This is a genomic window from Huintestinicola sp. (genome assembly GCF_050874005.1).
Lineage (GTDB): Bacteria > Bacillota > Clostridia > Oscillospirales > Ruminococcaceae > Huintestinicola.
The window spans coordinates 1-15,521 of record NZ_JBNMJV010000009.1 but is presented as its reverse complement, the minus strand read 5'-3'; the positions used below and the strand labels follow the sequence as shown (position 1 = coordinate 15,521).

The window sequence follows — 15,521 nt, the reverse complement described above, 5'->3', positions numbered from 1 at the left end:
CTCCGTTTCAAATGTTATAAAATAATTATACCATTGGATAATGGAAATATATGACGAAAAATAATTACATATGTATAAAATAATTATGAACTGTAAAGCCATTGCATAAATTTAGCACCGAGGGCAAAAATATCTTTGCATAGAAAAATATGTATTATGCGGAAAGCAGGCGGTACAGTTTGAAAAAAAAGGACACCCGTAACCCTGATGAATATAATTTTGAAAATGTCCCTGTATCATCGGGGCTTGATGAAAATATACGGAATATAAAAAATATCCTCGGCAACACAAGCGATCTGCTCATAAGCCCCATAATCATCTGCGGCACAAAAGCGGCAGTTATCTGCTTTGAGGGAATGGTCTCGGGACTGAGCACCGCCCATATGGTCATAGCCCCCCTTATGAATATCTCCATCGAAAACTGTACGGGAAAAAAGCTTTTCAGCCATATCCGGGACAATATGATACTTTCCGTAGATACCGCCGTTTCCGAGGAATACGGGGATATTATCCGAAGGCTTATGAGCGGCTTTGCAGTAATATTCGTAGACGGCGAAGCCAAAGCTATATGCTGCGGAATTCAGGGCTATGATAAAAGGGGAGTGGACGAGCCTTCCTCCGAAGGAAATATCCGAGGTTCCCACGAAGGCTTTGTGGAAACGGTGCGTACTAATATGTCCCTTGTCCGCCGCCGGATGAAAACGCCCCTCCTGCGCTTTGAGCTTTTCCCCGTATCTCCCCGAAGCAATACAGACGTTATCGTCTGCTATATGGCAGACAGAGTGCCGCCTGCCCTTGTAAAAAGCATAAAAAAGAAGCTCAAGGACTTAAAGCTTGAGACCATTCTCGGCAGCGGATATATCGAACCCTTCCTTGACAGCGGCAGACCCTCCGTATTTTCGGGACTAAGCATAACCGAGCGCCCCGATGTGATGTGCGCCAAGCTTCTTGAAGGACGTGTGGGAGTAATGATAGAAGGCACCCCCTTTGCCATAGTAATACCCGCACTTTTCACCGAGCATTTCCAGACCCTTGACGATTATAACTTTCGCCCCTTTTACGCCGTATTTCTACGATATATCAGATATATCGCCTTTTTCCTCGCCGTGTTCTTCCCGGGCATTTACGTGGCAGCAGCCCTATTCCACCCGGAAATGTTCAACAGCCGCCTTCTGTTAAATTTAGCGGCGGCACAGGAAGCAGCACCTTTAAATCTTATGTGGGAGGCACTCATAACCCTAATATTCTACGAAATAATCAGAGAAGCGGGCGTTCGCCTGCCGCAAAGCGTGGGCGGAGCCGTCTCCATAGTGGGGGGACTTATCATCGGAGACGCCGCCGTGTCCGCAGGAATAATATCAAACCCGATGCTCCTTGTCTGTGCCATATCCGTGACCGCATCCTTTGTAATACCCAGCCTTGACCAGCAGGTAACACTATTCCGTCTTGCGGCAGTCATTATTGGCGGACTTTCGGGACTGTTCGGCATAGCCCTCCTTTCAGCCCTTATGCTTGCAAATATCTGCGCCGCCGAGAATTACGGACTTCCCGTAATGGCGCCCCTGTCTCCCTTTTCACCAAAAGCAATGGGAGATGTGGCAGTCCGCCTTGGCTTTAAACGTCTTGGAAAGCGTGGATTTACAATTGAACAGCTAAACGGCGCAGATATGGAAGCTGCGGCAGAAAATGAACTGAAAAAAGACGGCGAGGTGACGGATAAATGAAAATGACCTACATCGGAAGAGGACAAACAGCAGTAATGCTCACCCTTTTTGGAGTCATATTCTGCGTGCTGAACACATCGCTGCCCGATATGGGAACATCACTTGCAGATATATCCGTCTCGGTAATGATACTTGCGGTAATGATTATCCCCCTTGCAATTTTGTCAATGAGCGGAGAAAAAAGCGTCCCCGAAATGTGTGCAGAAAAGTTCGGCTTTATCGGACGAGTAGTAAATATCCTCTTTTTCATCTATTTCATTACCGCCGCCGCCGATATCCTGAAACGGTTCAGCGAATTTGTCTCCGAGCGATATTTCCCCGAAGCAAATACTGCAGTCTGCATACTGATGCTTGGTGCAGTCTGTATCTATATCGCTCATACGGGAGTAGAAACGGTCTGCCGAATGAGTACGGTGCTTTTATTTATGCTCTGTGTCCTGTCGGTCATATTTCTCCTCGGAGCGTGGAAAGATATCCTCGCTTTTGACTGCACAAGCGTCACCGTCCCGAAGCTTTCTCTGCAAAGGGGATTCGGCGGATTATTCACCATAGGAGCCGCAGGCTGTACCTGCCTATGTGTAATGTGCGGCGGAATGGGAAAGCGCACCCGAAGCGGGGCATTTGGGGGGATAGCCGCAATGCTTGCCGCTGCCGTTCTTATAACAGCCGCCGTATATATGACCTTAGGCGGATATGTCAGCGTTTCCGAATACCCTCTTGCGGACAGCGTGATATACGCTGCAAGGGATAGAACATTCCGCAATGACGGACTGTTTTTCAGCCTCTGGACAGTAATGTGTGCGGCAGTCATATCACTTCTCTGCGCCTGCGGAGGACATTCGCTGAGACAAGCAATTCCGGCTGTAAAAGTCGAGGGTCTTATAGGTGGCATAACGGCAGTAATATGTGCTTTTTCCGAATTGTATTTCGACCTCACATTCTGCAAAATGATATATGAAAATCCTCTGCCGCCCTTTATCCTCACAGCCGCCGTACCCCTTCTGCTGCTCATATTCGGGAAAGGAAAAAGCAAATGAAAAAAGTGATATTATTTTTTGCGGCAATGCTCATAATGCTCTGCCTTGCCGCCTGCACAGCCGTACAGGTAAACGAGAGAATGTTCGTCTCACTTATGGGTATAGAGGAGGACGACGGACTCTATTATCTCACGATCCAGGCATACAGCAGTACCGATACAAATTCCGAAGCTCCAGTTCCCGAGTATCGTGTATATTCGGGAACGGGCAGAAGCTTTTACGAGGCAGCTGATATGATAATGCGCCAAAGCGGCAGAGATCTTTTTTTCGGCCATTGCAGCTGTGTATTTGCGGACGACGATGTCATACGTGACAAGGAAAAGCTGAAAATGCTTGCAGGGGAGAGGATATCTCCCGGCTGTCCCGTCATATATTCCAACGACCCGAGAGCAGAAGCGGACAGAAAGGACGAAAACGATGAGCCTATAGGCTCAGATGTAATAATCTCGGGAATTGAAAGATACGCCGCCGTGGGCCTTTACAGCGAGGTAACTCTACGTGATGTCATAGCCGCCGACAGCACAGAAGGCGTAATAATTTTACCCCTGTCCGATAAAGGGATATCAGGCTCTGCGGCTGTGAATACAACGGGCGAAACCACTCTCCTCGATCTGTCCGAGACCGCCGCACTAAATCTCCTTCGGGGCGAAAAGGGCGTTCGTATGAGCGTTCTCGGAGGAAGTCTCAGCATTAGGGTAAAAGATAAAAGCGTTTATTTCAGACAAGGAGATAATTCGGGAGAATATAACATATCCATAAAAGCCGAAGGCGTTCTTTCCGAGCTTGGAAAAACCGAATGCCTTGATGAATACCAAAAAGAAGCGGAAAAAATAATCTCGGGTTCAGCCGAAGCCATATGCGAAAAAGCCTTTGAGGACGGCTTTATTGCGGCAATATTTCCGAGGGAATACTCTCTTGCCGCAGGTTTTGACAACGTGATTTTTTCTGTCGATACCGAAATGACCCTCACCACAATTCAGCGTTAACTCATATTCCCGATATTTAATATTATAGCACAAACGCTCTGATTTGTCAAGCACAAATCGAACAAAAGTTCAATATTGTATACTTGCACAAATGTGCCACACAAAATGCGACACAAATGCACAAAAAATTGGCTGTTCATCATTTCCGTGAACAGCCGAAAAAATTGCCGTAAAATATCAGAACGCCACAAACCCGCCTGTCGTCTCCACAGGAGCGCAGGAAAGAAGATAATCCTTGTTTCGCTGATAACCCATTTTAGCGATCTCCGACTCCACCGCATATTCCGCAGTTTCGGGAGTGTTGTTCTCTCTCGACAGATGCCCGAGAATAAAGCGAGTAGTGCCGCTTCCGATAAGCTCAGCGCAGAAGCTGCCGCAGTCGATGTTTGATAGATGCCCTCTGTCCGAGCGTATCCTTGCCTTGAGATATGCAGGATAACCGCCGTTTCTGAGCATCACCGGGTCATAGTTAGCCTCAATAAGCACCGCCGAACATCCCTTAATTCCGTTTCTCACCTCATCGCTCACATATCCCAGATCTGTGCATACAGCACAGCTCACATTATCTTCAAATGTGATACGAAATCCGCAAGGCTGGACAGCGTCGTGAGAAATTGGAAAACAGGAGACCCTAATTCCGCCCAGATCCACATATTCCTTGATATCTTCAGCCCTTGAAGAAATAAGCCCCATATCGTAAAGCGTGTCAAGAGTGCCGCTCTGTGAATAAACGGGTATACCTGTTTTCTTAGTCAGCACCCGAAGTCCCTTAACGTGGTCATTGTGGTCGTGAGTGATAAACACCGCCTTGACGCAGCCTATATCAAGGGCGTTCAGCGCCAATGCGTTCTTTATCTTTGTGAACGAGGCACCGCAGTCGATAAGAACGCCCTCGCTGCCCGAGCCTACATATGTACAGTTTCCGCTGCTTGAAGAAAACAGGGGATAAATCCTTGGCATATAAATTCTCCTTAAAGTCCGCTTTCGTGACTGTTCTCCGCCTGCTTCTCAGATTGCTTTATGGCAACAAGAGTGTAGCTTGTGCCTCGCTTCTGAACAACATAATCCACATACTTCTCGGGAGATGGCGCCTCGTCCGAGGTCAGGGTCAGCCAGGCAGGGGTAGGTGAAACATAGCCAACAGTAAGAGTGTAGCTCTCTCCAACCTTGCTTATTGACTCGATGTAAGGCGAGTATGTGAAAAACTTGGGATTTTCGGGAATGCGGTAAGAGCTTATCTCCCCGTCATAGTAGAATGAAATATCTGCCGAAGCGATGGTCATATGGTTTATGGTAAGACCCGAACCGAAAAGCTTAGCGGCGTGCTGCTCGATGTCAACCTCGGGAACTATGAGATAATCAAAATCAAGCTCATACTTGCTTTTGTCCTCATACAGAATGATATCCCACACCGCCGCCGAGATAATGGTCTCGTTCTTGAGCTTTGTGGTAGCGTCAAATGAGGGCGGGTCGCAGATAACAACGGGATATATGAACTTTGCAAACTCGTTTTTCTGGTCGGTGTTGTCGATAATGTTTTTTACCTTGTCCGAAACAAAGCCAACCGTGGAAATAAGACCTATCGCCGCAAGAATAATGAAAATTAGTCCCACGATAAAGTGAAATGCGCTTTTGTTTTTGGGCTTTACAGCTTCGTTGCTGCTTTCTTCCAGCTCGGACATTTCGCTTATCTCTGAAATATCCTCGTCAAGAGCGGAGTCAAGCATATCAATGATATCGCCGTTTTTCTTTTCCTCGGAGCGTTTATCCTTTTTCTTCATAGTCCTGTCCTTATCTGATCTGACCGTTTCCGTCGATCAGGTACTTGTTTGATGTTATCTCGTAAAGTCCCATAGGACCTCTTGCGTGAAGCTTCTGAGTGGAAATGCCGATCTCAGCGCCGAAGCCGAACATACCGCCGTCTGTAAATCTTGTTGAAGCATTTACATAAACGCAGGCGGAGTCTACTTCTGTCTTGAATTTTTCCGCATTAGCAAGGTCATTTGTAACGATACATTCCGAGTGACCCGTTGAGTATTTTCCGATGTGTTCAATAGCCTCGTCAATGTCATTTACGACCTTAACAGCCATAATGTAATCGCCGAATTCCGTCGCATAATCCTCCTCGGTGGCAGGAACAACGCAGTCACCGAGAATACGAACAGTTTCGGGACAGCCTCTCAGCTCCACATTATGCTGGTCAAGCCTTGCCTTAACCGCAGGGAGGAATTTTTCGGCAATATCCTTGTGAACAAGCAGGGTCTCAAGTGCATTGCATACCGAAGGGCGCTGGGTCTTTCCGTTGTCGGTGATGTTAACGCCCATTTCTATGTCTGCACTCTTGTCAATGTAAATGTGGCAGTTGCCCGTACCCGTTTCGATAACGGGAACCGTGGCATTCTGAGTAACAGCCTTGATAAGTCCCGCACCGCCTCTGGGAATGAGCAGGTCAAGATACTTGCTGCATTTCATAAGCTCTGTGGTTACCTCTCTTGTGGTGTCGTCCACGAACTGGATTATATCCTTGGGAAAGCCGGCTTCGGCAACGGCTTCACGCATAATGTTGCATATGCATTTGTTGGAGTTGTACGCCTCCTTGCCGCCTCTGAGAATGACCGCATTGCCTGTTTTAAGGCAGAGAGTTGCAGCGTCAGCAGTAACATTGGGACGTGACTCATAGATCATTCCTATAACACCCATTGGAACTCTCACCTTTGTAATTCTCATACCGTTGGGACGAACAGAACCGCTGTCCACCTTTCCGATGGGGTCCTCAAGCTTGATAAGCTCCTCGATAGCCGAAGAAATGCCCTTTATCCTGTCCTCGTTGAGCATAAGTCTGTCCTGCATAGAAACGGACATACCATTTTCACGGGCAGCTTTAAGGTCGGCGGCATTTGCCTCGATTATCTCGTCCGAACGCTTTACAAGCGCCTCGGCAATTTTTGCAAGAGCAGCATTTTTTTTCACGGTATCTGCGGAGATAAGCGACTTCTTTGCGGCGGCAGCATTTGCGCCTAAAGTTTCAATGTAAGTCATAGCATTAGTCCTCCCTTATTTGTTTGCAAGGAAAACCGTTCCCACGGATTTTCCGTCAAAAAGATCGTAAAGAATATCGGGGTTCCTTCCGTTGACGATAGCCATATCAAAGCCTGCTTCCATAGCTATCTCGGCAGCATTTATCTTGGTTATCATACCTCCGCTGCCCAGACCCGAAACAGCGTCACCTGCCAGCGCCCTTATCTTATCATCGATTTTTTCAACAACTGGAATAAGCTTTGCGTCAGGATTTGAGCGTGGGTCACCGTCAAAAAATCCGTCAATGTCCGACATAATTACAAGCAGGTCTGCGTGGCAGAACATTCCAACGTGAGCCGCAAGGGAATCATTCTCGCCCACCGCAAGCTCCAGCTCATCAATAGCAACGGTGTCGTTCTCGTTTACAACGGGAATGATGTTGTGCTCGATAAGCTTGTAGAATGTGTTCTCAACATTATTCTTTCGGGGAGTTTCAAGAATGTATCTTGTAAGCAGTATCTGAGCCACATTCAGATTATATTCACCGAAAAGCTTGTCATACATATACATAAGCTCGCACTGACCCACAGCGGCACACGCCTGCTTCATAGGCGTGTCGGTGGGTCTTTCTCTCAGACCCATTTTAGACATTCCGAGACCGATAGCTCCCGAGGATACAAGAATTATCTCACGACCGCTGTTCTGAATGTCCGCAAGAGTCTTGACGAGTCTCTCCATTCTGCGGATATTGAGCCTGCCCGTTTTGTGGGTAAGGGTGGTAGTACCCACCTTGATAACTATTCTTTTTTTAGTGCTGATATCAAACATATATAAAACCTGTCTTTCGTTAGTTTACTTTGTTTTTGGGAGCACCGTCAATAAAGCTCCGAAGATTATCAACAGCTGCGGCGATGAGACGTTCTCTTGTCTGAACAGGCGCCCACGCCACGTGGGGAGTGATAATGCAGTTTTTAGCTCCAAGCAGGGGATTGTCTGCTTTCATCGGCTCAGTTTCCACAACGTCCAGCCCCGCACCCGCAATAACGCCGCTGCTAAGCGCTTCTGCAAGGTCATTTTCATTCACCACAGGACCTCTTGAAGTGTTTATTATGTAAGCGGTCGGCTTGCAGAGACGTAACCTTTCCAAATTCACAAGCCCCTTTGTTTCCTCGGTAAGGGGACAATGGAGCGATATGAAATCGGCGCACTTAAATACTTCCTCGGTCGAAACGAAGCTTACGCCCTCCGCTGTTTTTGGAGTACGGGTCGAAGCAATTACATTCATTCCGAATGCCCTTGCAATACGAGCCACCGCCGAGCCAATGCTGCCGAATCCAATAATTCCCATAGTCATTCCGGAAAGCTCAAAGGTGGGAATGGTGAAGTATGAAAATGTGTCCGACCGCACCCAGCCGCCGCTCTGAACATCGGCATTGTAATCAGCCGTGCGGCTTGCAAAATGAAGCACATAGGAAAACACCTGCTGAGCCACCGCCGAGGTGGAATATGCAGGAACATTGCAGACTGTTATGCCAAGCTCTGCCGCCGCCTTTATATCCACATTGTTAAATCCCGTAGCACACAGACCGATGTATCGGAGGTTAGGGCATTTTTCCATGATCTCACGTGTAAAAACGGTTTTGTTGATAATGACCGCCTCTGCGTCACCCACCCTTTCGGCAACCTTGTCCTGAGGGGTGAGAGGATAACCGGTCACCTGACCCAGAGTCTTGAACCCGTCAAGAGAAACATCGCCCTGAGAAACGGTCTTTTCTTCAAGCAGAATGATCTTCACAGCAATTCTCCTTATTCACTTTTATCGGTATCGTCATTGCTGTCAGTCTCCTCGGAAACAGCTTTTTCCCCGTCACTTTCCTCCGCTTTTTCAGCGGCTTCATTCTGAGCCTTTTCCGCCGCCGCAGCAGCCTTTGATACCTTTGCCATATCAACTATCGTAAGCACCAGCAGTATCATTTCCTCAAGCCCTAAAATGTAGAAATATGGCTTTTCCTTGCATACATATACAAACAGAGTAGAGATTATACCCACCAGCATATACAGCTCATAAGTGTACTTCCGCTTTTTGTAGCAGAGTATCAGCAGGATAACGCTGATAATTACAAAGCCGATATGGATACTGAGGGGCAGGGGGAATATTATAGAATGTTGCATCATAAAAACAAGCGTCCTTTCAGAAATGCAATTTTGCAATAATATTTATAGTATAGCACAATCGGAGAGGCATTTCAATAGCCTTGATGTAAAAAAATAGATGTTTGGAAAATTTTTTCATAAATACTTCACAGCGGCAGCGTATAAAAATATACTTCCAAAAATAAAAACGGTTGACGGAAAAAGAAAAAAGTGATATAATATTTTTAACATAAAATTTTCCGTATAAGGGGGACGTCAGTATGAATAAATTCAGCTTAAAAAGGATATCGGCGGCTATGATAATATGTTTGTCATTGACCGCCTGCGGAGAAAAATCTGAACCTATACCCGAGTTGTCGGAAACAAGTACAGTCACAGCTTCCGAAGTATCCGAAAGCTCAGAAACAAGCGGCGAAGCTGACGAAAAAGAGGACTTCTTCGGTGAGGATTACGACCCATTTGCCGATGATTACGACCCCTACGGAGGGGGAGGAGCCTCTACAGTTACCGCCGATTCTTTAAAAATTGCCGAAAGCGAACAAACTCAGACTACAAAGTCAACAGAGAAACATAAGGAAACGGACAAGCCTGCTCAGACCGCCGAGACAACGGCTGTAAATACTACCTCAAAGCCGCCTGCGGAAACATCTTCTGCAACACAAAGCACAAAGACCGAGACGGGGTCTGCTTCGGAAGAAAAGGCTTCCGAGGACGTGGAGCTTGTAATATCCGTCCCCAACGGCTGGAATGACGGAACAGCGGATTATTCTCAGATAGACGGCTCCGTTAAAAACAAGTCCTCGGGAAGCGTTGAGGGCTGGACAGCAACAATTTATGTGGGAAAATCGGCAACAGTTGAGCAGTCCTGGAACTGCGGTATTGAGCTTAAAGGCGGCAAGATGACCGTCACCCCCGTTGAGCATAACAAAACAATTTCATCGGGAGGAGAAGGGACCTTCGGAATGATACTCAAAAACCCCGGGGACATTGATACGGACAAGGCTAAGCTTGTTTGCTCAATGGGCGCATTTGCCGCATCATCATCCGGCAGCAGCGGTTCAAATTCAAACGGTACTCCTCTCGACGCACCAGTACAGGCAAAGGATGTTCCTGCTCCCACCACCGACGACTGGCTTTCGGTAAAGGGCAATAAAATAGTTGACAGCAGCGGCAGGGAGGTATGGCTCACAGGTGTGAACTGGTTCGGCTACAATACAGGCACAAATACCTTTGACGGCTTGTGGACCTGCGACCTCAACACATCTATAAAGTCCATTGCCGACCACGGATTCAATCTTCTGAGAGTGCCCATTTCTGCGGAGCTTATCAATAACTGGGCTGACGGAAATTATCCCACCGCAAATTTCAATCATGCGACAAACTCTTATCTTGTGGATATGAACAGCCTTGAGATATTTGACTATGTCATAGGTCAGTGCAGAGCCAACGGCATCAAGATAATGATAGATATCCACAGCGCAAAGACCGACGCTATGGGTCATATGAAAAATATGTGGTATGAGGGCAATGTGACTGAGAAAGACTACCTCGCCGCACTTTCCTGGATGGCAGAGCGTTATAAAAACGATGATACCATTATCGCATATGACCTGAAAAACGAACCTCACGGCAAGGCAAACGAAAGCCCCCGAGCAAAGTGGGACAACAGCAAGGACAGCGATAACTGGAAATACGTGGCAGAAAAGGCTGCAAAGGCAGTTCTCAGCAAAAATCCCAACGTTCTCGTAATGGTTGAGGGCATTGAGATATATCCTTCCGACATCATGAGCAACGGTGATTTCAGTTCTACAAACCCGTCAGATTATTATTCAACCTGGTGGGGCGGCAATCTTCGTGGAGTAAAGAATGACCCCATCGACCTTGGCAAATATCAGAACAAGCTTGTCTACTCACCCCACGATTACGGTCCCGCTGTATATCAGCAGGAGTGGTTCAAGGGGGACTATACCTATAAATCCCTTTACAGGGACGCTTGGTACGACAACTGGTTCTACATTCAGGACGAGAATATCGCACCTCTTCTTATCGGCGAATGGGGCGGATTTATGACCCAGCCCAATCTCAAGTGGATGACCTACCTCAGACAGTTTATCAAGGAAAATCGTATCAATCACACCTTCTGGTGCTTCAATGCCAACTCGGGAGATACGGGAGGACTTGTTAAGGACGATTTCACCACATGGGACAATGAAAAATACGAATTTGTAAAGGAAGTTCTCTGGCAGGAGGACGGCAAATTCGTAGGTCTCGACCACGAGATACCCTTAGGCTCAAACGGCAAGGCTTTGGGCAAATAAAAAAATTCGGGAGCTTCACATATGAGCGGATTTGATACATTTGAAAAGCTTGGAGACGGCTGCGAGATATGCGTTACCGAGGAGCATACCTTCGGAACGGACGCATTTCTCCTTGCGGATTTTGCAAGGGCAAGGCACAAGGATATCGTCTGCGATCTGGGCACGGGCTGCGGGATAATCGCAGTTCTTGAAAAGCTCAGATATGCGCCTAAAAAGGTTTACGGAATAGATATCCAGGAGCAGGCGATACAGCAGTTTAAAGTGACGGTAGAGCGCTCCTCCCTTGAGGACGTTTACCCTCTGCATATGGATCTGAGATCACTCACAAAGGAAGCCCCTCTTGACATATGCGACCTTGTGACCTGCAATCCGCCATATAAAGCGTACAAAGCAGGCATAGAAAGCGAGCTTGATGCTCACAAGATAGCAAGGCACGAGATACTCTGCAATATAAACGATGTCTGCGCCGCTGCAAAAAGGCTTCTGAAATTCGGCGGCAGGCTGTGCATATGCAACCGCCCCGAACGTCTTGCGGACGTTATTGCGGCAATGCGTTCAAACGGTATCGAGCCGAAAAATCTCAGGTTCGTGTCCAAGTCACCCGACAGCGCCCCCTGGCTTTTTCTTATTGAGGGGCGAAAGGGCGGCGGCGCATTTATGAAGGTAATGCCTCAGCTTTACATCAGCGGTACGGGCGGCGTAAGTCCCGAGCTGGCGGCGATATACGGTCATTATTCGGAAAATTCGGTGAAAGGGGAGTAAGCTGTGTCGGGAAAGCTTTATGTTGTGGGTACGCCTATCGGCAACCTTGAAGATATAACATACCGTGCGGTGAGAATATTGTCGGAGGTGGATTTTATCTGTGCCGAGGACACAAGAGTAACGGTGAAGCTTCTCAATCATTTTGAGATAAAAAAGCCGCTTCTCAGCTACCACGAGCATTCCGCAGCACACGTGTCGGATAATATAATAGAAAGACTCCAAAACGGCGAAAGCTGCGCAGTTGTCACAGACGCAGGAATGCCCTGCATTTCCGACCCTGGGGAGGACTTGGTGAGAATGTGTCGTGACCTTGACATTCCCGTAGAAGCGGTACCGGGGCCTACCGCAATGGCAACTGCGGCGGCAGTATGCGGCATACCCGCATCACGTTTTGCATTTGAAGGCTTTCTTTCCGTCACAAAGAAGCAGAGATTTGCACATCTTAAAGCTGTGGCGCAGGACACTCATACCCTGATATTTTACGAAGCTCCCCATAAGCTGAGAACTACTCTTGAGGATATGCTGAAATACTTCGGAGACAGGCGGATATCCATATGCAGAGAACTTACAAAAATTCACGAGGAGGTAATGCGGACGACCCTTTCCGAGGCTATAAGCTACTATGAGACAAATTCGCCCAGAGGTGAATATGTCCTTGTAGTAGAGGGCGCAGGGGAGGATAATTCGGAGAAAGATTACACCCTTGAGGACGCAGTAAAGCTTGCAAAGGAGCTTACCGAAAAGGGCATAAAGCTTACCGATGCGTGCAAAGAAGCTGCCTCGGTGACGGGAATAAAAAAGAACGATATATATTCCGCTCTGATGTAATTTTTCGGGCGGATAAATGCAAAGATAAAGCTTTGTCAGCATTTTTTGTTGAAAATGCTCAAAAAATATGAAAGAATTTTTTTGCAAAATTGCATTTTTAATCTTGCAAAATGAAAAAAATAATGTTATAATAGTTTCAGGCTTTATGCGAAAGGGAGATTTGGCATAAGTTGAATTTATTTGGGAGGTTTTTAACAATGGCGTTAAAAAACAAGTATCTTATTGATTTACTCGAGACAGTAAAGAAGCGCAATCAGGGCGAGCCCGAATTTATTCAGGCTGTTACAGAGGTTATCGAAACCCTTGAGCCTGTTATCGACAGAAGACCCGACCTCGTTGAGGCAGGCGTTCTCGACAGACTCGTTGAGCCTGAGAGACAGATCGTTTTCCGTGTTCCCTGGGTCGACGACAACGGCAAGGTTCAGGTAAACCGTGGCTTCAGAGTACAGTTCAACTCTGCTATCGGTCCTTACAAGGGCGGTATCAGACTTCACCCTTCCGTATATATCGGTATCATCAAGTTCCTCGGCTTCGAGCAGGTATTTAAGAACAGCCTTACCACCCTTCCCATGGGCGGCGGCAAGGGCGGTTCCGACTTTGACCCCAAGGGCAAGAGCGACGGAGAGGTTATGCGTTTCTGCCAGAGCTTTATGACTGAGCTCTGCAAGCACATCGGCGCAGACACCGACGTTCCCGCAGGCGATATCGGTACCGGCGCAAGAGAGATAGGCTATATGTTCGGTCAGTACAAGAGACTCCGCAACGAGTTCACAGGCGTTCTCACAGGTAAGGGACTTACCTACGGCGGTTCTCTCGCAAGAACAGAGGCTACAGGCTATGGTCTCTGCTACTTCACAGACGAAATGCTCAAGGCTAACGGCAAGTCCTTCCAGGGCAAGACCGTTGTTATTTCCGGTTCCGGAAACGTTGCTATCTACGCTACAGAGAAGGCTACAGCTCTCGGCGCAAAGGTAGTTGCACTTTCCGACTCCAACGGCTACATCTACGATCCCGACGGAATTGATCTCGCTTGCGTAAAGCAGCTTAAGGAAGTTGAGAGAAAGAGGATCAAGGAGTACGTTGCTACTCATCCCAAGGCAACATATACTGAGGGCTGCAAGGGCATCTGGACTATCAAGTGCGATATCGCTCTTCCCTGCGCAACTCAGAATGAGATCGACGGCGAGAGCGCTGAGATCCTCGTAAAGAACGGCTGCTGGTGTGTATCCGAGGGCGCTAATATGCCTTCTACTCCCGAGGCTATCAATACTTACCTTGCAAATGGTATCCTCTATGGTCCCGCTAAGGCTGCTAATGCAGGCGGTGTTGCAACTTCCGGTCTCGAAATGAGCCAGAACAGCGAGAGACTTTCCTGGACATTCGAAGAGGTTGACGCTAAGCTTCACGGCATTATGGTTTCCATCTTCAAGGCTTGCGAGAGCGCAGCTAAGGAGTATGGTATGGAAGGCAACTATATGGCAGGCGCAAACATTGCAGGCTTCCTCAAGGTTGCTGAGGCTATGAAGGCTCAGGGCTGCGTTTGATTTTAGATCACGCTTTCTGTAATATAAACTGATAGATCCCTTTACAGCGGTCATCTGCTGTAAAGGGATTTTTTGCATTATTTCACCGGTCCCGTCATAATAATTATTAAGATAGTCCGGACAAATTCCGGAACAAGGCTGATTATAGGAAAGGATAGGGCTTTTATATGGGATTTGAATTTTCAAGATACAGGACAGCGGTTTTCTCTGCTCTGGCAGTTCTGGCTTCGGCGGCTATGATACATTATGCTGTGGAAAAAATTGACAGCGCTGTGTACGTAAATACGGGAGAAGCTGATATGGGCGGCAGGATAATCGTGCTTGACTGCGGACACGGCGGAATGGACGGCGGCTGCTCCACCGCAGACGGCATAACGGAAAAGGGCATAAACCTGAATATAATGCTTTCCGTCCGTGATATGTGCAGGCTGTACGGCTACGACACCGCCGTAACACGTGACAGGGATATTTCCATTCACGACAGCGGGGTTACCGGAGTGCGCAATCAGAAGGTGTCGGATATGGAAAACAGGCTTGAGCTTTTCAATAAATTTCCCGACGCTGTTTGCCTGTCCATTCATCAGAATACATATACCGACCCTAAATTCAGCGGTGCGCAGATGTTTTATTCCGCTACAAATCCGGAAAGCGAACGCTTTGCCTTAATACTGCAAAACAAGTTTGTCCAAAATCTCCAGCCTGAAAATATGAGAGAGACAAAGCTTTGCGGAAAAGAGCTGTATCTGTGCTATTTCTGCAACAACCCTGCGGTGATGGCAGAATGCGGATTTCTCTCAAATCCCGAGGAAGCGTCCAAGCTCACAAACGAAGCTTATCAGCAGCAGGTGGCATACACCCTGTTCTCGGGACTGAACGAATTTATAAACTGAGTAAAAAATGTGTTTTTAAAATGTGAAATGCGCTGCGGGACATTGACCTGCGGCGCATTTTTGCATAATTTGCATTTTATCTATTGAAAAAAATGAGACATTATGATATAATAAAAATATATAGGTAACATCTAAAAACCCCTGTACAAAAAAGAAAAAAAGTGGTAAAATAGAGATATGAAAATAAGACAGATAGGGTTCTTTGATGAGGAGAACCGATACAAGAAATTAACAGAATTAGGCGATCCGCTGGAGAAACT

14 protein-coding genes are annotated in these 15,521 nt (G+C 47.2%); 8 read left to right on the top strand and 6 right to left on the bottom strand.

Annotated elements, in window-relative coordinates; genetic code table 11:
* The first annotated feature begins 179 nt into the window (after nucleotides 1-179).
* The 3 genes from ACR0QN_RS04690 to ACR0QN_RS04680 are packed head-to-tail and all read left to right on the top strand — an operon-like array spanning nucleotide 180 to nucleotide 3,747.
* A complete protein-coding gene (locus tag ACR0QN_RS04690; RefSeq protein ID WP_432650038.1) occupies nucleotides 180-1,724 on the top strand; it encodes a spore germination protein in 1,545 nt (514 codons plus the stop codon).
* Nucleotides 1,721-2,761, top strand: a complete 1,041-nt coding sequence (locus ACR0QN_RS04685; RefSeq protein ID WP_432650037.1) for a GerAB/ArcD/ProY family transporter — start codon at nucleotides 1,721-1,723, stop codon at nucleotides 2,759-2,761. Before ACR0QN_RS04690 ends, ACR0QN_RS04685 begins: the two co-directional genes overlap by 4 nt.
* The gene (locus ACR0QN_RS04680) at nucleotides 2,758-3,747 is read left to right on the top strand and encodes a hypothetical protein (RefSeq protein ID WP_432650036.1); all 990 of its coding nucleotides are present in this window, start codon (nucleotides 2,758-2,760) and stop codon (nucleotides 3,745-3,747) included. Before ACR0QN_RS04685 ends, ACR0QN_RS04680 begins: the two co-directional genes overlap by 4 nt.
* 177 nt (nucleotides 3,748-3,924) lie before the next feature.
* Here ACR0QN_RS04680 and ACR0QN_RS04675 read toward each other — a convergent pair whose 3' ends face one another.
* From ACR0QN_RS04675 to ACR0QN_RS04650, 6 genes are read right to left on the bottom strand one after another with little or no spacing between them, the layout of a single operon-like run.
* The gene (locus ACR0QN_RS04675) at nucleotides 3,925-4,707 is read right to left on the bottom strand and encodes an MBL fold metallo-hydrolase (RefSeq protein WP_432650035.1); all 783 of its coding nucleotides are present in this window, start codon (nucleotides 4,705-4,707) and stop codon (nucleotides 3,925-3,927) included.
* 11 nt (nucleotides 4,708-4,718) lie between these two features.
* Nucleotides 4,719-5,528, bottom strand: a complete 810-nt coding sequence (locus ACR0QN_RS04670; RefSeq protein WP_432650034.1) for a hypothetical protein — start codon at nucleotides 5,526-5,528, stop codon at nucleotides 4,719-4,721.
* 10 nt (nucleotides 5,529-5,538) lie between these two features.
* A complete protein-coding gene (locus ACR0QN_RS04665; RefSeq protein WP_432650033.1) occupies nucleotides 5,539-6,786 on the bottom strand; it encodes a glutamate-5-semialdehyde dehydrogenase in 1,248 nt (415 codons plus the stop codon).
* Nucleotides 6,787-6,801: 15 nt separating this feature from the next.
* Nucleotides 6,802-7,593 carry a glutamate 5-kinase gene (gene proB / locus ACR0QN_RS04660; protein WP_432650032.1) on the bottom strand — a complete coding sequence of 264 codons (792 nt, stop codon included), beginning with the start codon at nucleotides 7,591-7,593 and terminating at the stop codon, nucleotides 6,802-6,804.
* A 19-nt stretch (nucleotides 7,594-7,612) separates the two neighbouring features.
* A complete protein-coding gene (locus ACR0QN_RS04655) occupies nucleotides 7,613-8,560 on the bottom strand; it encodes a D-2-hydroxyacid dehydrogenase (protein ID WP_432650031.1) in 948 nt (315 codons plus the stop codon).
* A gap of 11 nt (nucleotides 8,561-8,571) precedes the next feature.
* The gene (locus ACR0QN_RS04650; protein WP_432650030.1) at nucleotides 8,572-8,940 is read right to left on the bottom strand and encodes a hypothetical protein; all 369 of its coding nucleotides are present in this window, start codon (nucleotides 8,938-8,940) and stop codon (nucleotides 8,572-8,574) included.
* A 239-nt stretch (nucleotides 8,941-9,179) separates the two neighbouring features.
* Between ACR0QN_RS04650 and ACR0QN_RS04645 the strand changes: the two genes are divergently transcribed.
* The 5 genes from ACR0QN_RS04645 to ACR0QN_RS04625 all read left to right on the top strand — a co-directional run bounded on the left by ACR0QN_RS04645 (nucleotide 9,180) and on the right by ACR0QN_RS04625 (nucleotide 15,261).
* Nucleotides 9,180-11,237: a cellulase family glycosylhydrolase gene (locus ACR0QN_RS04645; RefSeq protein WP_432650029.1), complete on the top strand. Its 2,058-nt coding sequence runs from the start codon at nucleotides 9,180-9,182 to the stop codon at nucleotides 11,235-11,237.
* Between the two features lie 21 nt (nucleotides 11,238-11,258).
* Nucleotides 11,259-11,999: a tRNA1(Val) (adenine(37)-N6)-methyltransferase gene (locus ACR0QN_RS04640; RefSeq protein ID WP_432650028.1), complete on the top strand. Its 741-nt coding sequence runs from the start codon at nucleotides 11,259-11,261 to the stop codon at nucleotides 11,997-11,999.
* 3 nt (nucleotides 12,000-12,002) lie between these two features.
* The gene (gene rsmI, locus ACR0QN_RS04635) at nucleotides 12,003-12,827 is read left to right on the top strand and encodes a 16S rRNA (cytidine(1402)-2'-O)-methyltransferase (RefSeq protein ID WP_432650027.1); all 825 of its coding nucleotides are present in this window, start codon (nucleotides 12,003-12,005) and stop codon (nucleotides 12,825-12,827) included.
* A gap of 197 nt (nucleotides 12,828-13,024) precedes the next feature.
* Complete coding sequence (gene gdhA / locus ACR0QN_RS04630) at nucleotides 13,025-14,371, top strand: NADP-specific glutamate dehydrogenase (RefSeq protein ID WP_432650026.1); 1,347 nt, start codon at nucleotides 13,025-13,027, stop codon at nucleotides 14,369-14,371.
* A gap of 167 nt (nucleotides 14,372-14,538) precedes the next feature.
* A complete protein-coding gene (locus ACR0QN_RS04625) occupies nucleotides 14,539-15,261 on the top strand; it encodes an N-acetylmuramoyl-L-alanine amidase (RefSeq protein WP_432650025.1) in 723 nt (240 codons plus the stop codon).
* Nucleotides 15,262-15,521 lie beyond the last annotated feature (260 nt).

Excerpts from the sequence above, each read along its gene's own strand:
- ACR0QN_RS04685 (WP_432650037.1), top strand. The coding sequence starts at position 1,721 with ATGAAAATGACCTACATCGGAAGAGGACAAACAGCAGTAATGCTCACC.
- ACR0QN_RS04680 (WP_432650036.1), top strand. The coding sequence starts at position 2,758 with ATGAAAAAAGTGATATTATTTTTTGCGGCAATGCTCATAATGCTCTGC.
- ACR0QN_RS04675 (WP_432650035.1), bottom strand. The coding sequence starts at position 4,707 with ATGCCAAGGATTTATCCCCTGTTTTCTTCAAGCAGCGGAAACTGTACA.
- ACR0QN_RS04670 (WP_432650034.1), bottom strand. The coding sequence starts at position 5,528 with ATGAAGAAAAAGGATAAACGCTCCGAGGAAAAGAAAAACGGCGATATC.
- ACR0QN_RS04665 (WP_432650033.1), bottom strand. The coding sequence starts at position 6,786 with ATGACTTACATTGAAACTTTAGGCGCAAATGCTGCCGCCGCAAAGAAG.
- proB (WP_432650032.1), bottom strand. The coding sequence starts at position 7,593 with ATGTTTGATATCAGCACTAAAAAAAGAATAGTTATCAAGGTGGGTACT.
- ACR0QN_RS04650 (WP_432650030.1), bottom strand. The coding sequence starts at position 8,940 with ATGATGCAACATTCTATAATATTCCCCCTGCCCCTCAGTATCCATATC.
- ACR0QN_RS04645 (WP_432650029.1), top strand. The coding sequence starts at position 9,180 with ATGAATAAATTCAGCTTAAAAAGGATATCGGCGGCTATGATAATATGT.
- ACR0QN_RS04640 (WP_432650028.1), top strand. The coding sequence starts at position 11,259 with ATGAGCGGATTTGATACATTTGAAAAGCTTGGAGACGGCTGCGAGATA.
- gdhA (WP_432650026.1), top strand. The coding sequence starts at position 13,025 with ATGGCGTTAAAAAACAAGTATCTTATTGATTTACTCGAGACAGTAAAG.
- ACR0QN_RS04625 (WP_432650025.1), top strand. The coding sequence starts at position 14,539 with ATGGGATTTGAATTTTCAAGATACAGGACAGCGGTTTTCTCTGCTCTG.